Annotated in this window: 18 protein-coding genes; 6 read left to right on the plus strand and 12 right to left on the minus strand. The window is 65.2% G+C overall.

The genetic code is table 11. The annotated features are described in order from the left end of the window. The coding region (locus tag SE91_RS15725; RefSeq protein WP_197489471.1) for a peptidoglycan-binding domain-containing protein at positions 1-258 on the plus strand (258 nt) is incomplete at its 5' end. Between the two features lie 113 nt (positions 259-371). On the opposite strand, the gene SE91_RS15730 is transcribed toward SE91_RS15725, so the two are convergent. The 3 genes from SE91_RS15730 to recJ all read right to left on the minus strand — a co-directional run bounded on the left by SE91_RS15730 (position 372) and on the right by recJ (position 3,949). After that, on the minus strand, positions 372-1,163 hold the full coding sequence (locus SE91_RS15730; protein ID WP_061848204.1) for an aldolase: 792 nt from the start codon (positions 1,161-1,163) through the stop codon (positions 372-374). Between the two features lie 96 nt (positions 1,164-1,259). Further along, positions 1,260-2,069, minus strand: coding sequence for an SDR family NAD(P)-dependent oxidoreductase (locus tag SE91_RS15735; RefSeq protein WP_061848205.1), 810 nt, complete (start codon positions 2,067-2,069; stop codon positions 1,260-1,262). Positions 2,070-2,107: 38 nt separating this feature from the next. After that, complete coding sequence (gene recJ / locus SE91_RS15740) at positions 2,108-3,949, minus strand: single-stranded-DNA-specific exonuclease RecJ (RefSeq protein ID WP_061848206.1); 1,842 nt, start codon at positions 3,947-3,949, stop codon at positions 2,108-2,110. A 271-nt stretch (positions 3,950-4,220) separates the two neighbouring features. Here recJ and SE91_RS15745 point away from each other — a divergent pair, with 271 nt between their 5' ends. The 3 genes from SE91_RS15745 to SE91_RS15755 all read left to right on the plus strand — a co-directional run bounded on the left by SE91_RS15745 (position 4,221) and on the right by SE91_RS15755 (position 6,865). Then, positions 4,221-5,297, plus strand: a complete 1,077-nt coding sequence (locus SE91_RS15745; protein WP_061848207.1) for a methyl-accepting chemotaxis protein — start codon at positions 4,221-4,223, stop codon at positions 5,295-5,297. A gap of 364 nt (positions 5,298-5,661) precedes the next feature. Next, positions 5,662-6,405 (plus strand): SDR family oxidoreductase, encoded by a 744-nt coding sequence (locus tag SE91_RS15750; RefSeq protein WP_061848208.1) that lies wholly within the window; start codon positions 5,662-5,664, stop codon positions 6,403-6,405. A 43-nt stretch (positions 6,406-6,448) separates the two neighbouring features. Then, positions 6,449-6,865, plus strand: coding sequence for a cupin domain-containing protein (locus SE91_RS15755; RefSeq protein ID WP_061848209.1), 417 nt, complete (start codon positions 6,449-6,451; stop codon positions 6,863-6,865). A gap of 17 nt (positions 6,866-6,882) precedes the next feature. Here the strand turns inward: SE91_RS15755 and SE91_RS15760 are convergent, their stop codons facing one another. The 6 genes from SE91_RS15760 to SE91_RS15785 all read right to left on the minus strand — a co-directional run bounded on the left by SE91_RS15760 (position 6,883) and on the right by SE91_RS15785 (position 13,095). Further along, positions 6,883-7,887: a 4-hydroxythreonine-4-phosphate dehydrogenase PdxA gene (locus SE91_RS15760; protein WP_061848210.1), complete on the minus strand. Its 1,005-nt coding sequence runs from the start codon at positions 7,885-7,887 to the stop codon at positions 6,883-6,885. Further along, positions 7,884-9,422, minus strand: a complete 1,539-nt coding sequence (locus tag SE91_RS15765) for a tripartite tricarboxylate transporter permease (protein ID WP_061848211.1) — start codon at positions 9,420-9,422, stop codon at positions 7,884-7,886. Before SE91_RS15765 ends, SE91_RS15760 begins: the two co-directional genes overlap by 4 nt. An 11-nt stretch (positions 9,423-9,433) precedes the next feature. Then, entirely contained in the window at positions 9,434-9,916 is a 483-nt protein-coding gene (locus SE91_RS15770; protein ID WP_061848212.1) for a tripartite tricarboxylate transporter TctB family protein, read from the minus strand. Between the two features lie 76 nt (positions 9,917-9,992). Next, positions 9,993-10,985 (minus strand): Bug family tripartite tricarboxylate transporter substrate binding protein, encoded by a 993-nt coding sequence (locus SE91_RS15775; RefSeq protein ID WP_061848213.1) that lies wholly within the window; start codon positions 10,983-10,985, stop codon positions 9,993-9,995. Between the two features lie 52 nt (positions 10,986-11,037). Further along, the gene (locus SE91_RS15780) at positions 11,038-12,291 is read right to left on the minus strand and encodes a CaiB/BaiF CoA transferase family protein (protein ID WP_061848214.1); all 1,254 of its coding nucleotides are present in this window, start codon (positions 12,289-12,291) and stop codon (positions 11,038-11,040) included. Between the two features lie 9 nt (positions 12,292-12,300). After that, positions 12,301-13,095, minus strand: coding sequence for an enoyl-CoA hydratase/isomerase family protein (locus SE91_RS15785; protein WP_061848215.1), 795 nt, complete (start codon positions 13,093-13,095; stop codon positions 12,301-12,303). Positions 13,096-13,211: 116 nt separating this feature from the next. On the opposite strand from SE91_RS15785, the gene SE91_RS15790 reads away from it, so the two are divergent. Together SE91_RS15790 and SE91_RS15795 are read left to right on the plus strand one after the other, a co-directional pair. Then, positions 13,212-13,874 carry a GntR family transcriptional regulator gene (locus SE91_RS15790; protein WP_156489633.1) on the plus strand — a complete coding sequence of 221 codons (663 nt, stop codon included), beginning with the start codon at positions 13,212-13,214 and terminating at the stop codon, positions 13,872-13,874. 157 nt (positions 13,875-14,031) lie between these two features. Beyond that, a complete protein-coding gene (locus tag SE91_RS15795) occupies positions 14,032-15,003 on the plus strand; it encodes an MBL fold metallo-hydrolase (protein ID WP_061848217.1) in 972 nt (323 codons plus the stop codon). Between the two features lie 45 nt (positions 15,004-15,048). Here the strand turns inward: SE91_RS15795 and SE91_RS15800 are convergent, their stop codons facing one another. The 3 genes from SE91_RS15800 to SE91_RS15810 all read right to left on the minus strand — a co-directional run. Beyond that, a complete protein-coding gene (locus SE91_RS15800; protein ID WP_061848218.1) occupies positions 15,049-15,480 on the minus strand; it encodes an ASCH domain-containing protein in 432 nt (143 codons plus the stop codon). A gap of 27 nt (positions 15,481-15,507) precedes the next feature. Then, a complete protein-coding gene (locus tag SE91_RS15805) occupies positions 15,508-16,227 on the minus strand; it encodes a haloacid dehalogenase type II (RefSeq protein ID WP_061848219.1) in 720 nt (239 codons plus the stop codon). A 159-nt stretch (positions 16,228-16,386) separates the two neighbouring features. Then, a partial coding sequence (locus tag SE91_RS15810; protein ID WP_156489634.1) for a fructose-bisphosphatase class II occupies positions 16,387-16,869 on the minus strand: 483 nt, incomplete at its 5' end.

The following is a 16,869-nucleotide window of genomic DNA, read 5'->3' on the forward strand; positions in this document are numbered from 1 at the left end:
CATCTCGGCGACCGCTGCCTGGGTGCGCCACCGTTCATCCAGCCCTTCCCGGGTTCCGAGCGCGCGCTGACGCTCGCGGAGGTGCAGGAGATGCAGACTCGCCTCACCAAGGCCGGCTTCGACACCGGTGGTAGCGACGGCCGCGTCGGCAACGACACGATGAAGGCGGTGAAGGATTTCCAGCAGCGCGTCGGGATTGCGCCGGCGGACGGCTATGGCGGGCTGAAGGTGCTGGCGAAGCTGCGGCAGGGCTCGTAGGGCTTACTTTGGCCCGTACCCGGATGGAGCGCAGGGTAATCGGGGGGCGTCAATCGCGGATCTAATCCCGGATTGCGCTGCGCTCCATCCGGGCTACGACGGCCGTCGCAAGACTAGTGCCGGTACTGCGGCTCCTCAGCGTCCAGCTGCCTGCGGATTGCGGCCAGATGCAGCCGCGCGGATTCGGAATCGCCTTCGCGCATCTGCCGGTAGGTTTCGGCCGCAACAGCGGGATCGACAGGCAGGACCTTCCGTCCCGTCGACATCGCGAGCACCTGCACCTCGGCGGCGCGCTCGAGATAATAGAGATCGTCCCAGGCTTCCGCGATGGTCGGCGCCAGCACCATCACGCCATGATGCTTCATGAAGACGATGTCGGCGTCGCCGACGGCGGACGCGATGCGTGCGCCCTCGCGGTTGTCGAGTGCGAGGCCGTTATAGTCGCGGTCGACGGCGGTGCGGCCGTAGAATTTCAGCGCGGTCTGGCCGGCCCAGATCAGCGGCTCCCCCTCCGTCATCGACAGCGCCGTGGCGTAGGGCATGTGGGTGTGAAAGGCGACCTTGGCGCGCGGCAGGCGCTTGTGCATCTCGGCGTGGATGTGGAAAGCGGTCGCTTCGGGCACGCCATCGCCGTCGAGCACGTTGCCGTGGAAATCGCAGATCAGAAGCTTCGAGGCGGTCAGCTCGCGAAAGGCGTAGCCGTAGGGGTTGACCAGGAAGAGATCGTCATGCCCGGGCACCACGGCCGAGAAATGATTGCAGATGCCTTCCTCGAAGCCGTTGCGGGCGGCCATGCGGAAGCAGGCGGCAAGATCCTCGCGCGCGGTGCGGATCGCATCAGTGGCGAGATCCGGCCGGTTCGAACGATGCGGCGCGGGCGAGGACGCGTGAAGGCTGTGCGCCATGGCGAAGGACACCTCTATCGGAAGGAAGCTGCCCGTGTTGTACAGGGCTGGCGCAGGCGCGTCAGCCCCTGCGGCCGCCACCCTGCCCTGCGCAGCTCATGCGCGCCGCGGCACGCCCCCGGCGTTCATGCCGCCGTCGATGACGAGCTCGCTGCCGGTGACGTAACGCGAGGCATCGGAGGCCAGATACAGCACGCCGGAGGCGATCTCCGCAGCCTGACCGGCGCGGCCGAGCGGCGTGGCCATCTTGGCGCGCTCCTCGGGATCGATCGGGGCGTTCTGGCCGGCACCGGTCGCGCCGGTCGGGATCTTGCCCCAGATCGGCGTGTCGATGATGCCGGGATGCACGGAGTTGACGCGGATGCCGTCGCCGGCGGCCGCGCATTCCATCGCGATCGATTTGGCGAACAGCCGCACGCCACCCTTGGTCAGCGAATAGGCCGACAGCCCGGGGGCGCCGCGCAAGCCCGCCAGCGAGGACATCATCACGATCGAGCCGCCGCCGGTCTTGCGCATCAGGGGCAGGCAATGCTTGACCGAGAGGAACACGCCGTCGAGGTTGATCGCATTCTGCTTGCGCCAATCAGAGAGCGTCATGTCGACGATCGAGGGCACGGCAATACCAATGCCGGCGTTGGAGACCATGATGTCGAGCCGGCCGTAGCGCTTGGCGATCTCGGCGACGATTTCGATCCAGCGCTCCTCGCTGGTGACGTCCTGCTCAAGGAAGATCGCCTTGCCGCCAGCCTTGGTAATGCGCTGGGCCAATTCTGGGCCGCGCAGCTCGTCGATGTCGGTGGCAATCACGGTCGCGCCCTCGCGCGCGAACAGCTCGACGATGGCTTCGCCAATGCCCGAAGCGCCGCCCGTCACCAATGCGACCTTGCCCTCAACCTGCCCTGCCATGTTCACTCCCTTTTTTGTTATTTGAGTGGTCTCACGCTTTATCTAATCACGGATGGCCCCTGGTCCGGTAGCGCGATGTCGACGACACGAAATTGTACACGCTCGACGCCCTGGTAGCGATCGACCGATAACGATCCCGCGACATGCAATTGCTGACCGCGGTTGGCCAGCAGCGCATTGCCGAGCTTCTGGCCGACGGATCGGAAGGCAATGCCGTTGACGATGGCGCCATCGCCCGACTTGAAGCGCAGGCGCAGATGCGCCTGCCCGACCTCGTCAGCATAGACGAGCTGATGCGCCGGCAAGGCCAGCACCGGCTCGGGATTGCCGCTGCCGAACGGGCCGGCGCGGTTGAGGGTGGTCGCAAGCTCCGGCGTCACGGCACGCGCAGAAACCGCGCCATCGACATAGAGCTCGTTGACGTGGCGGGCTTCCGCGACGTCGCCTGCCAGTGCCTGCTCCATATAGGCGCGGAATTCGGCGAGCTTCTCTTTGCGCAACGTCACGCCCGCGGCCATCGCGTGGCCGCCGCCCTTGAGCAGGATGCCGTCGGCGACCGCCTGGCGCACCGCCTTGCCGAGATCGACGCCTGCAATCGAGCGGCCCGATCCGGTGCCGATGCCGCCAGGCTCCAGCGCGATGGCAAAGGCGGGCCGCGAAAACTTCTCCTTTAGGCGGGAGGCGACGAGGCCAACCACGCCGGGATGCCAGCCCTCGGCGGCAGTGACGATGACATTGAGCTTGTCCTCGAGCCCGATCGAGGCAAGCGCCTCGGCTTCGGCCTGCGCTTCCGCCGCCTGCTCGATGACGCGGCGCTCGCTGTTGAGGCGGTCGAGCTCGGCGGCGATCCGCGCCGCCTCGACGCTGTCACCTTCGAGCAGCAGCCGCACGCCGAGATCGGCGCGGCCGATACGGCCGCCAGCATTAACGCGCGGCCCCAGCATGAAGCCGAGATGCCAGGCCTCCGGCGGGCCGTTGAGCCGCGCCACATCCATCAGCGCGGTATGCCCGACATGGTCGCGCCGCCGCATCGCGATCAGGCCCTTGGCGACGAAGGCGCGGTTGAGACCGATCAACGGGGCGACATCGGCGACGGTGCCGAGCGCGACGTGGTGCAGCATGCCGAGCAGATCCGGCTCGGGCATCTCGCTGCTCCAGAAGCCGCGCTGGCGCAGCTCGCGGTTGACGGCAACCAGAGTCACCAGCACGAGGCCGACGGCGGCGAGATGGCCGAGGCCGGAGAGATCGTCGGAGCGGTTCGGATTGACCAGCGCATCGACCTCGGGGAGATCGAGGCCGCATTGGTGGTGGTCGATCACGACCACGGACATGCCGAGCCGCTTGGCCTCGGCCAGCGGCTCGATGCTGGTGGTGCCGCAATCGACGGTGATCAGCAGCGTGGCGCCCTTCGCCGCCAGCGCGCGCACAGCCTCGGTGTTGGGGCCGTAACCCTCGAAGATCCGGTCCGGGATGTGGATCAGCGGATCGAGGCCGCAATGGCGCAGATGCCAGGCGAGCAGCGCCGCCGACGTCGCGCCGTCGACGTCGTAATCGCCGAAGATCGCAACCTTCTCGCCCTTGCTGGCGGCATCCGCGATTCGCCGGGCAGCGGCCTCCATCTCCGTCACCGTGAATGGATCCGGCAGCAGCTTCCGGATGGTCGGATCGAGAAAGTCCGGCACGGTGTCGATATCGACGCCGCGCCCCGCAAGCACCCGCGCCAGCAGTTCCGGCAATTGGTGCCGCTGCACGATGGCGAGCGCCTTGGCCGCTCCGCGCCCGTCCAGCCGGTCACGCCACAGCTTGTCGGTGAGCGAGCGCACCACCCCCAGGAACGCCTGGGGCGCTTCGACAGGCAATGCGGTGGCGGAGGGCGTCATGAAAGGCGAATGGCTCGAGGAACCCGGAAAGGTGACGGCGGTCGGCCGTCAGAGTGATTGACCCGGAATCCCCTGAGATAAGCAATGTCCGCGCGGCATAAAGCGGTGGATTGCCGCTTTGCTGCGCGGAGTGACTATCATTTGGGCATTCCGCCGAACAGCAAATTAAGCAGGCGTTAGGCGGAATCTTCGAAAACGACTCGTATTCGATCTGTGATTTGTTGTTCCGGGTTCGTTGCAGATCAGACCTCATTGCCAAGGGAAATCCCCGATGTCTGCTTCGCTGGGTCTGAAAGCCAAGCCGATTGCCACCGAACCCACTGATGACGCTTCGGACATCTCCGCGCTGATCAACCGCCTCACGGCAGAGGTCAACCAGATCGCGGTCGACAAGACCAAGGCGATCCAGCAGATCACCAACCAGATGAAGATGCTGGCGCTGAACGCGCTGATCGAGAGCTCGCGCGCCGGCGCGCAGGGCGCGGGCTTCGCGGTGGTGGCGCAGGAGGTCCGCGGCGTCGGCCAGCAGGTCGAGACCATCGCCCGCGAGCTCGAGACCCAGCTGACCAAACGCACCGGCGACCTCGTCGCCTCGATCGATCGCATGAGCCAGCGCTCGCGCGGCGAGCGCATGGTCGATCTGTCGCTCAACGCCATCGAGCTGATCGACCGCAACCTCTATGAACGAACCTGCGACGTGCGGTGGTGGGCGACCGATTCCGCCGTGGTCGATTGCGCGGCCTCTCCGAGCGCTGCGGCCGTCAACCACGCCTCGCAGCGTCTCGGCGTGATCCTCGGGGCCTACACCGTCTATCTCGACCTCTGGCTCTGCGACCTCGACGGCAACGTCGTCGCCAATGGCCGCGCCGACCGCTTCCGCGTCGTCGGCCAGAACGTCGCCCACACCAAATGGTTTCGCGAGGCGCATTCCTTGCGCTCCGGCGACGATTATGTCGCCGGCGACGTCGAGAACCAGCCCCTGCTCGGCAACGCCCAGGTCGCGACCTATTGCGCCAGCGTCCGCGCCGGCGGCCAGGCTAACGGCGCGCCGATCGGCGTGCTCGCCATCCATTTTGATTGGGAGCCGCAGGCCCGCGCCATCGTGCAAGGCGTGCGCGTCGGCGACAACGACAAGGCTCGTGTCCTGCTGGTCGATTCGAATTTTCGCGTCATTGCGGCGTCCGACGGCCAGGGCATTCTCAGCGAGCGCATCTCGATCTCGCTGAACGGCCAGCGCTCCGGCTTCTACCACGATCGTACCGGCACGTTGGTCGCCTTCCATGCCACTCCCGGCTATGAGACCTATCGCGGGCTCGGCTGGTACGGCGTGATCGTCTGCGGGGCGTGAGGCGCCCCGCAAGATCGGGCAAACAGCCCCCGCCTCATCAAGTCGCGAAAACAACCCCATGCACAGTAGCCAAGGGGTTGGTTTGATTGGGTATTTTTGAAGGGCTGCTTGACCCGAAACAACCCTTGACGCGTCGGGCAAAACACACTGGCGATCTGTAACGCAAGAGGGAATGATCCCTTGGCGACCTTGTGATATCGTCCCCCGGCTTCTTGAGCATTTTCCGACAAGCTGCGCCCATTCCAGGCAAGAGCCTGCTCCATGCGACGGATAGAGTCGCTTTGCATCATGTTCATTGAGGTGAGTGCGCGAGTTCGCGCCGCTTTTGATCATCTCGCGCCCCAGACACAGTAGGAGACGTGTCATGAAGATCGTCGTGATTGGTGGAACCGGGTTGATCGGATCCAAGCTCGTGACGAAGCTCAAGCAGCAGGGCCACGAGGCGGTGGCGGCCTCGCCGAAATCGGGCGTGAACGCCGTGACCGGCGAAGGTCTCGCTGCCGTGCTGGCCGGAGCGGACACTGTCATCGACGTCGCCAATGCGCCGTCCTGGGAGCCGGCCGCCGTGCTCGATTTTTTCCAGCGTTCGAGCAAAAATCTCGTCGCAGCAGAGGCGGCGGCGGCCGTGAAGCATCATGTGGCGCTCTCGATCGTCGGCACCGACCGGTCGCCAGACAACGGCTATTTCCGTGCCAAACTCGCCCAAGAGGCCGTCATCAAGTCCGCCTCGATCCCCTATTCGATCGTGCGCGCCACTCAGTTCTTCGAATTCCTCGGCGCCATCGCCGAGACCGGAGCGCGCGAGGGGAAGATTGTCGTTCCCTCCGCATTGTTTCAGCCGATCGCGGCGGACGACGTCGTCGAGCGCCTCGCGGAGGTCGCAACGGAGCAGCCGATCAACGGCACGATCGACATCGCCGGCCCCGAGAAGGCTCCCTTCAACGAATTCATCGCGCGGCGCCTGAAGGCGTCCGGCGACGCACGGCCTGTGATCGGAGACCCGCAGGCACCCTATTACGGCGCTCCCATCGACGACCAATCGCTGAATCCGCTCGGCGAGGCGCGGCTCGGGGCAACGCCACTCGCAAAATGGCTCGCGACAGCCTGAAGATTTCCGACTCGGTATTCAGATTCGCAGGAAAGGAATTCTCATGCGCACAATCTTCATCGCCACGGCAATCTATGCGTCATTCTTCGCGACGGCACGGGCCGCCGAACCAACAGCACCATCAGCCAAGGTGACCGTCGTGTTCGACCAGGCGCTGCCGAATGTCCCCGGCAAGAGCATGAAGGGTGTTCTGGTCGAGTACGGCCCAGGAGGCTCCTCGCCGGCCCACATTCACGCGCCGTCCGCCTTCATCTATGCCACCGTCCTGGAAGGGGCGATCCGCAGCCAGGTCAATGATGGTCCGGCAAAGGTCTTCCGCAAGGGAGAGAATTTCGCCGAAAGGCCCGGCGATCGCCACGCCGTCAGCGCCAATGCCAGCGATACCGAACCTGCGAAGCTGCTCGCCGTGTTCGTGGTGGATACGGCCGACAAAGAGCTGACGACGCCAATCGCGAAGTAGCGCCGGATGACCTGCGGTCAGGCGGCCTGGCGCGCGGCCATCGCCGCAGCCAGCAGCAGCGCGGCGCGGCTGGCGCCGATCGATGCGATGCCCTGCCCCGCGATGTCGTAGGCCGTGCCGTGCGCGGGCGTGCAGATCGGGAATGGAAAGCCGCCGAGCAAGGTCACGCCGCGATCGAAGCCCATCAGCTTCATCGCGATCTGGCCCTGGTCGTGATACATCGTCAGCACCGCATCGAAGGCGCCGGCCTTGGCACGCAGGAACACGGTGTCGGCGGGGAACGGCCCCTCCGCGGCGATACCCTCGCGCTGGCCGGTCGCGACGACCGGGGCGATGATGTCGATTTCCTCGCGGCCGAAATTGCCGCCGTCACCGGCATGCGGATTGAGACCTGCCACCGCGATGCGGGGCCGCGCGAAACCGGCATCGCGCATGCACGCATCGGTCAACTTGAGCGCACGGTGGATGCGTTCGCCGGATAACCTTGCTGCAACGTCCCTCAGCGGGATGTGCGAGGTCACCCGTGCATTCCAGAGCCGGTCCAGCACGTTGAACTCGCTCGCCGCCGTCCTGAGACCGACCACCTCGGCCGAAAACGCGATCTCGTCGTCGTATTCGGCGCGGGCGAGCCGCATCGCCTGCTTGTTGAACGGCGTGAAGCAGACGGCATCGACGTGCCCGTCGCGGCCGAGTTCGAGCGCGCGCCGGTAGTTCGCGAGCGCGAACTTGCCGCCGGCGAGCGTCGCGGTCTTTGGCTCGATTTCTTTCAGTTCAAGATGGCCGAGATCGAGGAACAACGCATCGCCCTGCCTTGCGCGGAGGTCGGTCCCCTGCTCCACCATCGTCAAGTCCGGCTTCACGCCGGCAACGCGCGCGCCCTCATCGAAGATGCGGCGGTCACCAATGACGACCAGCCGGCAATTCGCTCGGATGTCGTCCTGGACCGCGAGCTTCGCCGTCAGCTCCGGACTGATGCCGGCGGGATCTCCCATTGCCAATGCAATGAGCGGCCTTGCGGTCATATGGTCACCTTTTCCTGGGCTGGCGTGTCAGTCGCGTTGGATGCGGGCTTGCGCCAGAGCCGCGCGAGCTGCAGCACGAGCGGAAGCAGCAACAGCGCGATGCCGGCCACGATCAGGCAGGTCACCAGCTTGTTGGCAAAGAAGATCCCCAGTGATCCCTTGGAGATCAGCATCGACTGCCGGAACGCGTCCTCGGCCTTGTCACCGATGACGATCGCGAGGACGAGCGGCGCCAGCGGATAGAACAGCTTCTTGAAGAGATAGCCGACGACACCGAAGCCGAGCATCATGATGACATCGAGATAGGAGTTGGAGACCGAATAGGCGCCGACGACGCAGATGATCACGATCAGCGGCGCGATCACCACGAAGGGAATGCGCATCAAGGCGGCGAAGACCGGCACGGTGAGCAGCACCAGCACCACGGCGACGATGTTGCCGACATACATCGAGGCGATCAGGCCCCAGACGAAATCCTTTTGGTCGACGAACAGCATCGGTCCGGGATTGAGACCCCAGATCATCAGCCCCCCCATCATGACCGCTGCGGTGGCCGATCCGGGAATGCCGAGCGAGAGCATCGGCAACAGCGCGCTGGTGCCGGCGGCATGGTCGGCCGTCTCCGGCGAGACGATGCCTTCGACCTCGCCGGTGCCGAAATATCGGCCGCGGCGCGAGAAGCGACGCGCGATGCCGTAGCTCATGAAGGAAGCCGCGGTCGGGCCTCCCGGCGTGATCCCCATCCAACATCCAATCGCGGCACTGCGCAGCAGAGCCACGCCATGCCGGGGCAGCTGACCGACCGCGCGGAACACCTCGCGCCAATCGATCTTCGAGGAGACCGCGCGAGCGTGAAACTCCTCTTCGACCGCAACCAGCAGCTCGCCGATGCCGAACAGGCCCATGACGGCGACGACGAAGCTCACGCCCTTCACCAGCTCATCGACTCCCATGGTGAGGCGGACGCTGCCGGACACCGTGTCGATGCCGATGGCCGCGATCGCAAAGCCGATGGCCAGCGCCACGACCGTCTTGATCGGCGCCGAGCCGCCCATGCCGACGAAGCTGGCAAAGGCGAGGAAATAGACAGCAAAATACTCGGCCGGCCCGAAGGCCAGCGCAACCTGTGCCACCCAGGACGCGAGGAAGGTGATCAGGATGACGCCGATCAGCGCGCCGATCGCTGCCGAGCCGAAGGCGGTCGCGAGCGCCGTGGTCGGCCGGCCATCGCGCGCCATCGGATAGCCGTCGAAGGTGGTCGCGACCGAGGACGGCTCGCCCGGAATGTTGAACAGGATCGAGGTGACGGAGCCGCCGAACAACGCGCCCCAATACATGCTGGAGAGCAGGATGATCGCCGACACCGGCTGCATGCCGAAGGTCAGCGGCAGCAGCAGCGACACCCCGTTCGGCGCGCCCAGCCCGGGCAGCACGCCGACGAGAATGCCGAGCAGCACACCGATCGCCATCAGGGCCAGATGCGGCACGGTGACCGCGATGGTGAAGCCGTGCAGGAGCTCTGAGAGATTACCCATCGGCCTCTCCGTCAGAACCCGAACGCGGCGGCGAGAGCGCCGTGCGGCAGGCTGACTTGGAACATGCGCTCGAACACGACGTAGAGCGCAAGCGCCGTCGCGCCCGCCATGGCGAGCGCGCGGGGGACGGATTGATGCCGCGGGATGACGAGCACTGCAAAGACGTAGAGCGCTGATGCAACGTACATCCCGGCCAGCGGGATCGCCGCCACGAAGACCGCAGCCGGCACGAACAGACCGGCAAGCCGGCGCAGCTCGATCGACGTGATGGCAATCGGGACGTTTGCCAGTGTCGCCGCCGGCATCGCGCCGCGCACCAGATTGTAGAGGCTCCCGACCACGACGATGACCCCGGTCAGGAACGGAAATGTACCGGCCTCCACGCCGGCGCTCGACCAGCCGATGCCGTTGTCGAGACTGGAGACGATGACGGCGACACCGAAGCTGCCGGTGAGTACGGCGGTGGCGAGTTCGAGGGCGCGACGGGAGATCATGGGAGACTCCGTTCGGGCACAGACAATGGCCACCTGTGACGCACGCATTCTCCCAGCGGTCGATGTCGCCCCGGCCTCACTTGACGAGCCACCCTTGCTCACCCGCGACCTGCCTGATGTGCTCGAGGTCCTCCTTGATGAACTTGTCGAGCTCGGCGCCGGTCAGAAAGGTGTCGACCTGGGAGGTCCTCTCGATGTAGTCCTTCCACTCGGGCGTGGCCTGCACCTTCTTCATCAGGTCGACATAGAACGCGGCTTGATCCGGCGTGACCTTGCCGGGCAGCCATACCGTGCGCGGCTGCTCATATTGCTTGATGTCGAGGCCCTGCTCGACACACGTCGGAACGTCGCTCCAGCCTTCGGTCGCGGTGACCTTTGGCCCCTGCGGCAGACGCTTCGGGTTGAAGACACAGAGCGGGCGCTGCGTGCCGCCGCGCCATTGCCCGAGGCTCTCGCTGGGATTGTTGACATGGGAATCGAGGTGCCCGCCGGCGAGCTGCACGGCGGTCTCGGCGCCGCTCTTGAACGGGATATAGGTCAGCTTGATCTTGCCGGCCTTCTCGATCATGCGGGTCAGGACCTCGTCCGTGTCCTTCGACTGCGCGCCGCCCATCTTGAACTCGCCCGCGGCGGCGGCTTTCAGATAGTCGCCCGCCGTCTTGTAAGGCGAGTCCTGCTTGACCCAGAGCAGGAACTCGTCCTGCGCCATCGCCGCGATCGGGGTGAGATCGGTGTAGTTGAAGGCGACCTTGGAAACGAGCGGCTGCTGCCAGGCGTTCGAGGTGCCGAAGATCACCTTGTAGGGATCGCCGGCGGAAGCCTTGCCGTAGACATAGCCTTCCGCGCCGCTGCCGCCGCCCTTGTTGACGACGACGATGGGCTGCTCGGTCAGCTTGTGCTTGGTAATGATGTTCTGCACCGCGCGGGCGAGATTGTCGGTGCCGCCGCCGGGCCCGGCCGTGGCCACGAACTCGATCGGCTTTTGCGGTTGCCAGGCGCTGAGCACCGGACCCGTGCCGGCGAGCACGGTTACCGCTGCGGAAAGCAGAAGTGTTGACGTCCGACCCATGATTTCCTCCAGCTGACTTCTTGTATCTTTGTCGTTTGTTCTTGCCTTCCGCTCAGGCGACGCGTTCCTCGCGCCTGCCTGATGCCCGCACGATCGCGCCTTCTTTCTCGAGCGCTTCAATTCGCGGCTGGTCGAACCCGTGCTCGGCCAGCACCTCGTCGGTGTGCTCACCATAGACCGGAGCGCCGGATCGCACTTTGCCTGGGGTCTCCGAAAACTTGATGGGAAGGCCGATCGTCTTGACGGGGCCGAGCGTGGAGTGCTCGACCTCGACCACCATCTCGCGCGCCAGCGTCTGGGGATCACTGAGGGCTTCCAGCATGTCGTGCACGGGGCCGCACGGCACGCCCTTCTCATCCAATGCCGCGAGCCAGTGCGCGCGGGATTTGGTGCGGAAGCGTTCGCTCAGGACCGCTTCGAGCTCCTTCAGGTTGGCCATGCGATCGGCCCCCGTGACGAAGCGCGGATCGACGGCGAGTTCGCTGGCGCCGAGCGCTTCCAGCATCAACAGCCAGTGCTTCTTGTTGGCGCCACCGACGACGAGCCAGCCGTCCGAAGCTTCAAAGGCCTGGTATGGCGCGTTGAGGGGATGCGCCGACCCCATCGCGCGGGGCGCGGTGCCGGCGGCGAGCGCGATGGTCGACTGCCAATAGGTCTGGACCAGCGCCGCCTCGTAAAGCGAGGTCTCAACCCACTGCCCTTCGCCGGTCTTGAGACGATGCGTGTAGGCGGCGAGGATGCCCATGCTGGCGAGCAGCCCGGCGGTGATGTCGGACAGCGGGGGACCGCATTTGACGGGTGGACCGTCGGGGCGTTCGCCGGTGAAGCTCATGATGCCGCTCATGGCCTGCGCGACCAGATCGAAGCCGCGACGATGCTTGTAGGGGCCGGTGCGACCAAAGCCGGACAGCGAGCAATAGATCAGCGCCGGGAATTCGGCGTGCAACGCCTCGTAGCCGAAACCGAGACGTTCCATCGCGCCGGGCGCAAAGTTCTCGACCAGCACGTCGGCGCTCGCGATCAGGCGCCGCAGCACTTCCTTGCCGCCGTCGGTCTTCAGATCCAGCACGATGCCGCGCTTGTTGCGGTTCATCATCAGAAAGGACGCGGCTTCATCACCGATCTTCGGCGGCACCGAATGACGGGTGTCGTCGCCGTTCGGCCATTTCTCGATCTTGATGACGTCGGCGCCCATGTCGGCGAGCATCAGGGTGCAGGTCGGCCCGGCCATGACATGGGTGAGATCGATGACCTTGAGACCGGCGAGCGGTCCGGAACGGCGGGAGGTGGATTGCGAACTTTGCATCGGCCCGTCCTATTGGCCGCGCCATTGCGGCGCGCGCTTGTTGAGGAAAGCATCGAGCCCTTCGCGAAAATCCTGGCTCGTGTAGCACATCAGGATGAGGTCTTCGCCCTCGTCCTGCGTCAGCCGCCGTTGAAGGCGGGCGACGGCCTGCTTGGTTGCATTCAGCGTCAGCGGCGCATGGCTGGCGAGCAGCCGCGCCACCTCGTCGGCGCGGTTGTCCAGCGCGGCGATGTCCTCGACGACCTCGCCGAGCAGCCCGACGCTCGCAGCCTCCGTGGCATCGACGAGACGCGCGGTGAAGATGAGATCCTTGACGCGCGCAGCACCAATGAGTGCCGTGAGCCGGCCGACATTGGACATCGACAGGCAATTGCCGAGCGTCCTGGCGATGGGAAAGCCAATCTTCGCGCTGCGCGTGCCGATACGGAGATCGCAGGCCGCGGCGATGCCCGCCCCGCCTCCGGTGCAGAACCCGTTGATCGCCGCGATCGTCGGCACCCGGCACTGCTCCAGCGTGGTCAGCACCCGATCGATGCGGCTCTCGTAGTCGATCGCGTCCTGCGGTGTCTTGAACTCGCGGAACTGGTTGATGTCGGTGCCCGAGGCGAACGCCTTGTCGCCGGCCCCGCGCAGCACCAGCACCTTGATCGCATGGTCGCGGTTGGCCTCCTGGCAGATCGCAGCGAGCCGCTCGTACATGGCGAAGGTGAAGGCGTTGCGCGCCTGCGGGCGATTGAAGGTGATCCGCCCGATGCCATCAGTGCATTCAAAAACGAGGTCTTCTGCCTCGACTTGCAGGTCCATTTCCTCGCGCCTTTCTGTTTTTTGCATTTTTGAATGCAGAATGTGGAATTATCAAGCTGGAACTTGCGATTTCTCCCCTGTAAGCTGATTTTTGCATTCAAATCGAGTTTGGACCCATGCTTCATGAAGAAGTCGTCGGCCGCATCCGCGCCATCCTGCTCGACGGCGAGATCCCGCCGGGCGCGCGGATTCCCGAGCGCGAGCTGTGCGAGCGGCTCGAGATCTCGCGCACGCCACTGCGCGAAGCGCTCAAGGTGCTGGCCGCAGAGGGCCTCGTGCAGCTGCTGCCGCACCGCGGCTCACGCGCGGCGAAGCTGACCGACAAGGACATGCGCGATCTGTTCGAGGTCTGCCAGGGCCTGGAGGCTCTTGCCGGGGAGCTCGCCTGCGAGCGCATCACCGATGCCGAGATCGATGCGATCGCCGCCGCGCATGCGGAGATGGTGCAGCACTATCGCGAGAGTGATCTGATCCAATACTATCGCGGCAATCGGGCCATTCACGAAGCCATCGTGAACGCCGCCGGAAACCCGGTGCTCGCAGCGTTGTACACATCCGTCACTGCGCGCATCCGGCGCGCGCGCTATGTCACGCCTATGACGCCGCAGCGCTGGGCGCTCGCCGTAAGAGAGCACGAAGCAATCCTCAATGCGCTCCAGCGCCGCGACGGCGCCGGCCTCTCCCATATCCTGCGGGCGCATCTGCGCCATAAGCGCGAAGAGGTCTTGCAGGCGGGTTTTGCCGAGACGGAAGGCAACGTCGCGCTGAGAATTGCGTAAAGCGCAATTCCGCGGTCGCACATCTGCGAACCAATTCTACTTGCTAGCTAGTCGTAACCGGCGCAGCATGGAATCTGCCGACCTCCGGCCGCGTGCCGACGGCCGGCCGCAACGCGCGAACAATTGCGCAAGATAAAAGACAAAAGCGAGGAAACGCATGACAATCGATGTCTCTCGTCGGTCCCTGCTCGCACTCGGGGCGGGCCTTGGTGCCAGCGCCATGCTCGGCAGCAGCGCAATGGCGCGGGCTCCCAAGCTCGGCACGCAGACGCCCTATTGGCACCGCTTCATTCTCGGCGACGCCGAGGTGACCGTCGTCTCCGACGGGCCGCTGCCGCTCGGCGATCCCTCCGGAACGTTCACCGGCGTTCCCAAGGAAGAGGTCAAGAAGATGCTGGCGGACAATTTCCTGTCGCCGGACAACGTCGTGCTCGAACAGAATTCTCCGATCGTGAACACCGGCGACAAGCTCATCCTGTTCGATACCGGCATGGGCAGCTCGAAAATGTTCGGCGCCAGCACCGGGCGGCAACAGAAGAGCATGACCGAGGCCGGCATCAAGCCGGGGGACATCGACGCCGTGGTCTGCTCGCACGCCCATATCGACCATATCGGCGGCATCGTGGACGAGGGCGGCAAGCCGCTGTTTCCGAACGCACAGGTCTACATCTCCCAGACCGATTTCGACTTCTGGACCGATGAAGGCAAGCTCGGCAGCGCCGCCAAGGACTTCGTCGTGCACGCCCGCAAGAACCTGCTGCCAGTCCGCGACCGCATCGTGTTCTTCAAGGACGGCCAGGAGTTCCTGCCGGGCGTGCAGGCCATCGCCGCGCCGGGCCACACCGTCGGCCACACCATCTTCACGGTCTCGTCGGCGGGCAAGTCCTTCGCCTTCCTCGGCGACCTCTCGCACCATTCGGTGCTGCTGCTGGAGCGGCCACGGATGGAGTTCTCCTACGACACCGATCCGAAGCAGGCGGCCGAATCGCGCGTCAAGCTCCTGACCATGCTCGCGGCGAACAAGATTCCGGTGATGTCCTATCACTTCGCCTGGCCGGGCTATGGCCACATCGCCAAGACCGGCGAAGGCTTCCGCTACTATCCCGAACCGATGCAGATGACGTTGTAGACCGGCCAGAACGGCTCCGGGCGGCACGAGCCGCCTGGAGCAGCGTCATGCGAGGGTCTCGCGCTTGGGATCAACCCGGACGTCGTCGAAAACCTCGATCAGGCGAAAGCGCTCGCACATCAGCATCATGTCGTCGCTATAGCGTCCGAGCCTGCCGAAATAGGATTGATGGGCGCCGCGCCAATAGGCGAGGCTCCGATCGCCTTCCCCCTCGTCATGTGCAAAGGCCGCATCGACCTCATTGAAGCGCCGATACGTCACCTCGGTGGTTTCGATGACGCAGCGCGGCTCTGCCCGCCCATCGAGCACGACCCAGCGCTCACCTGGCGCGGACGTGTTCGGCTCGTCTTCGGTGCTGCAGGTCGCGGTCTTGATGCCCCTGACGACGAGCTCGACCAATTCGTCCGCCAGCGCAGGGCTGTCACCGAATGCGAAGCGTCGCAGATGTTGATAGCGCTCGGGGACCGGCTTGCTCATCGCTTCCCATCCCTCGCGAAGTGCGGCCTAGCAGCCGAGCTCGTCCGCGATGCCGCCAAAGTCCCTGGCGACGATGTCCCAATTGCCGGTTGCTTCGAAGTCGATCTTCTGAAGCGGACCGTACTCGGTCGGTCGCGCCACGAACGCGGTCCTAAGCCCGTTCTTCTGCGCGGCGGCGAGATCGCCATTGTGGGCGGCGACCATCATCACCTCTTCCGGCTTGAGGCAAAGCAGTCGTGCGGCGCCGAGATAGGTTTCCGGATCGGGCTTGTAGTGCTCGAACAGCTCGGCCGACAGGATGAGGTCCCACGGCAGGCCGGCGAACTTCGCCATATTGGTGAGCAGCGCGACATTGCCGTTCGAGAGCGGCGAAATCACGAATTTGGTCTTCAACCGGGCCAGGCCCGCGATGCTGTCGGGCCAGGGATGCAGGCGGTGCCAGCCTTTCGTGAGGTAGTCGAGATCGGCTTCTGTGAGGCCCTTGATCGCGAACTGGTCGACCAGCTTTTCCAGCGAGCGGCGATGCAGGTCGTCCAGCATGACATAGCCGCGCTCGGGGTGTTTGCGCACGTCGTCCATCGAGGCCATGTACATGCCGCGCCAGCCGTCGACGAGCGCGGTCCAATCAGCGGTGATGCCGCGCTGCTTGCTCCACCACATGAAGTCGGTGATCAGACTCGTGCGCCAGTCCACGACGGTGCCGAACACGTCGAAGACGAGGGCTTTGACGGCGGAGAGATCGGACATGGGCGCTTCCCTCGATGTTATTCTTGGTCATTTCGGGATACGCCGTGAGGCGCAGGCACGGAATCCATACTCCCAATCGTGGCTATGGATTCCGGGCTCTCCGGGCCGCGCGTTGCGCGGTCCCGTCGCCCCGGAATGACGGCAGCTGCTATTCCGTACTCAGTCCAGGTGGAACTTGGCCAGCTCGCGGTGCTCGGCCTTGATGTAGCGGACGGTGCCGGTCACCGAGCGCATCACGACCGTCTCGGTCTCGATCACGCCGTCCTTGCGGAATTTGACGCCCGAGAGCAGCGAGCCGGTGGTGACGCCGGTGGCCGCGAACAGGCAGTCGCCGCGCGCCATGTCCTCGATGCCGTAAATCATCTTGGGATCGTTGACGCCCATCTTGGCGGCGCGCTCGCGCTTCTCGTCGGAATCGAGAATGAGGCGGCACTGCATCTGGCCGCCGATGCAGCGCAGCGCCACGGCCGCGAGCACGCCTTCCGGCGCGCCGCCGGTCCCGAGATACATGTCGACGCCGGTGTTGTCGGGATCGGCGCAATGGATCACGCCGGCGACGTCACCGTCAGTGATCAGGCGCACGGCTGCACCGGTCGAGCGCACGCTCGAGATGATGTCGGCGTGGCGCGGACGGTCGAGCAC

This window comes from Bradyrhizobium sp. DOA1, from assembly GCF_001593325.1.
Taxonomy (GTDB): domain Bacteria; phylum Pseudomonadota; class Alphaproteobacteria; order Rhizobiales; family Xanthobacteraceae; genus Bradyrhizobium.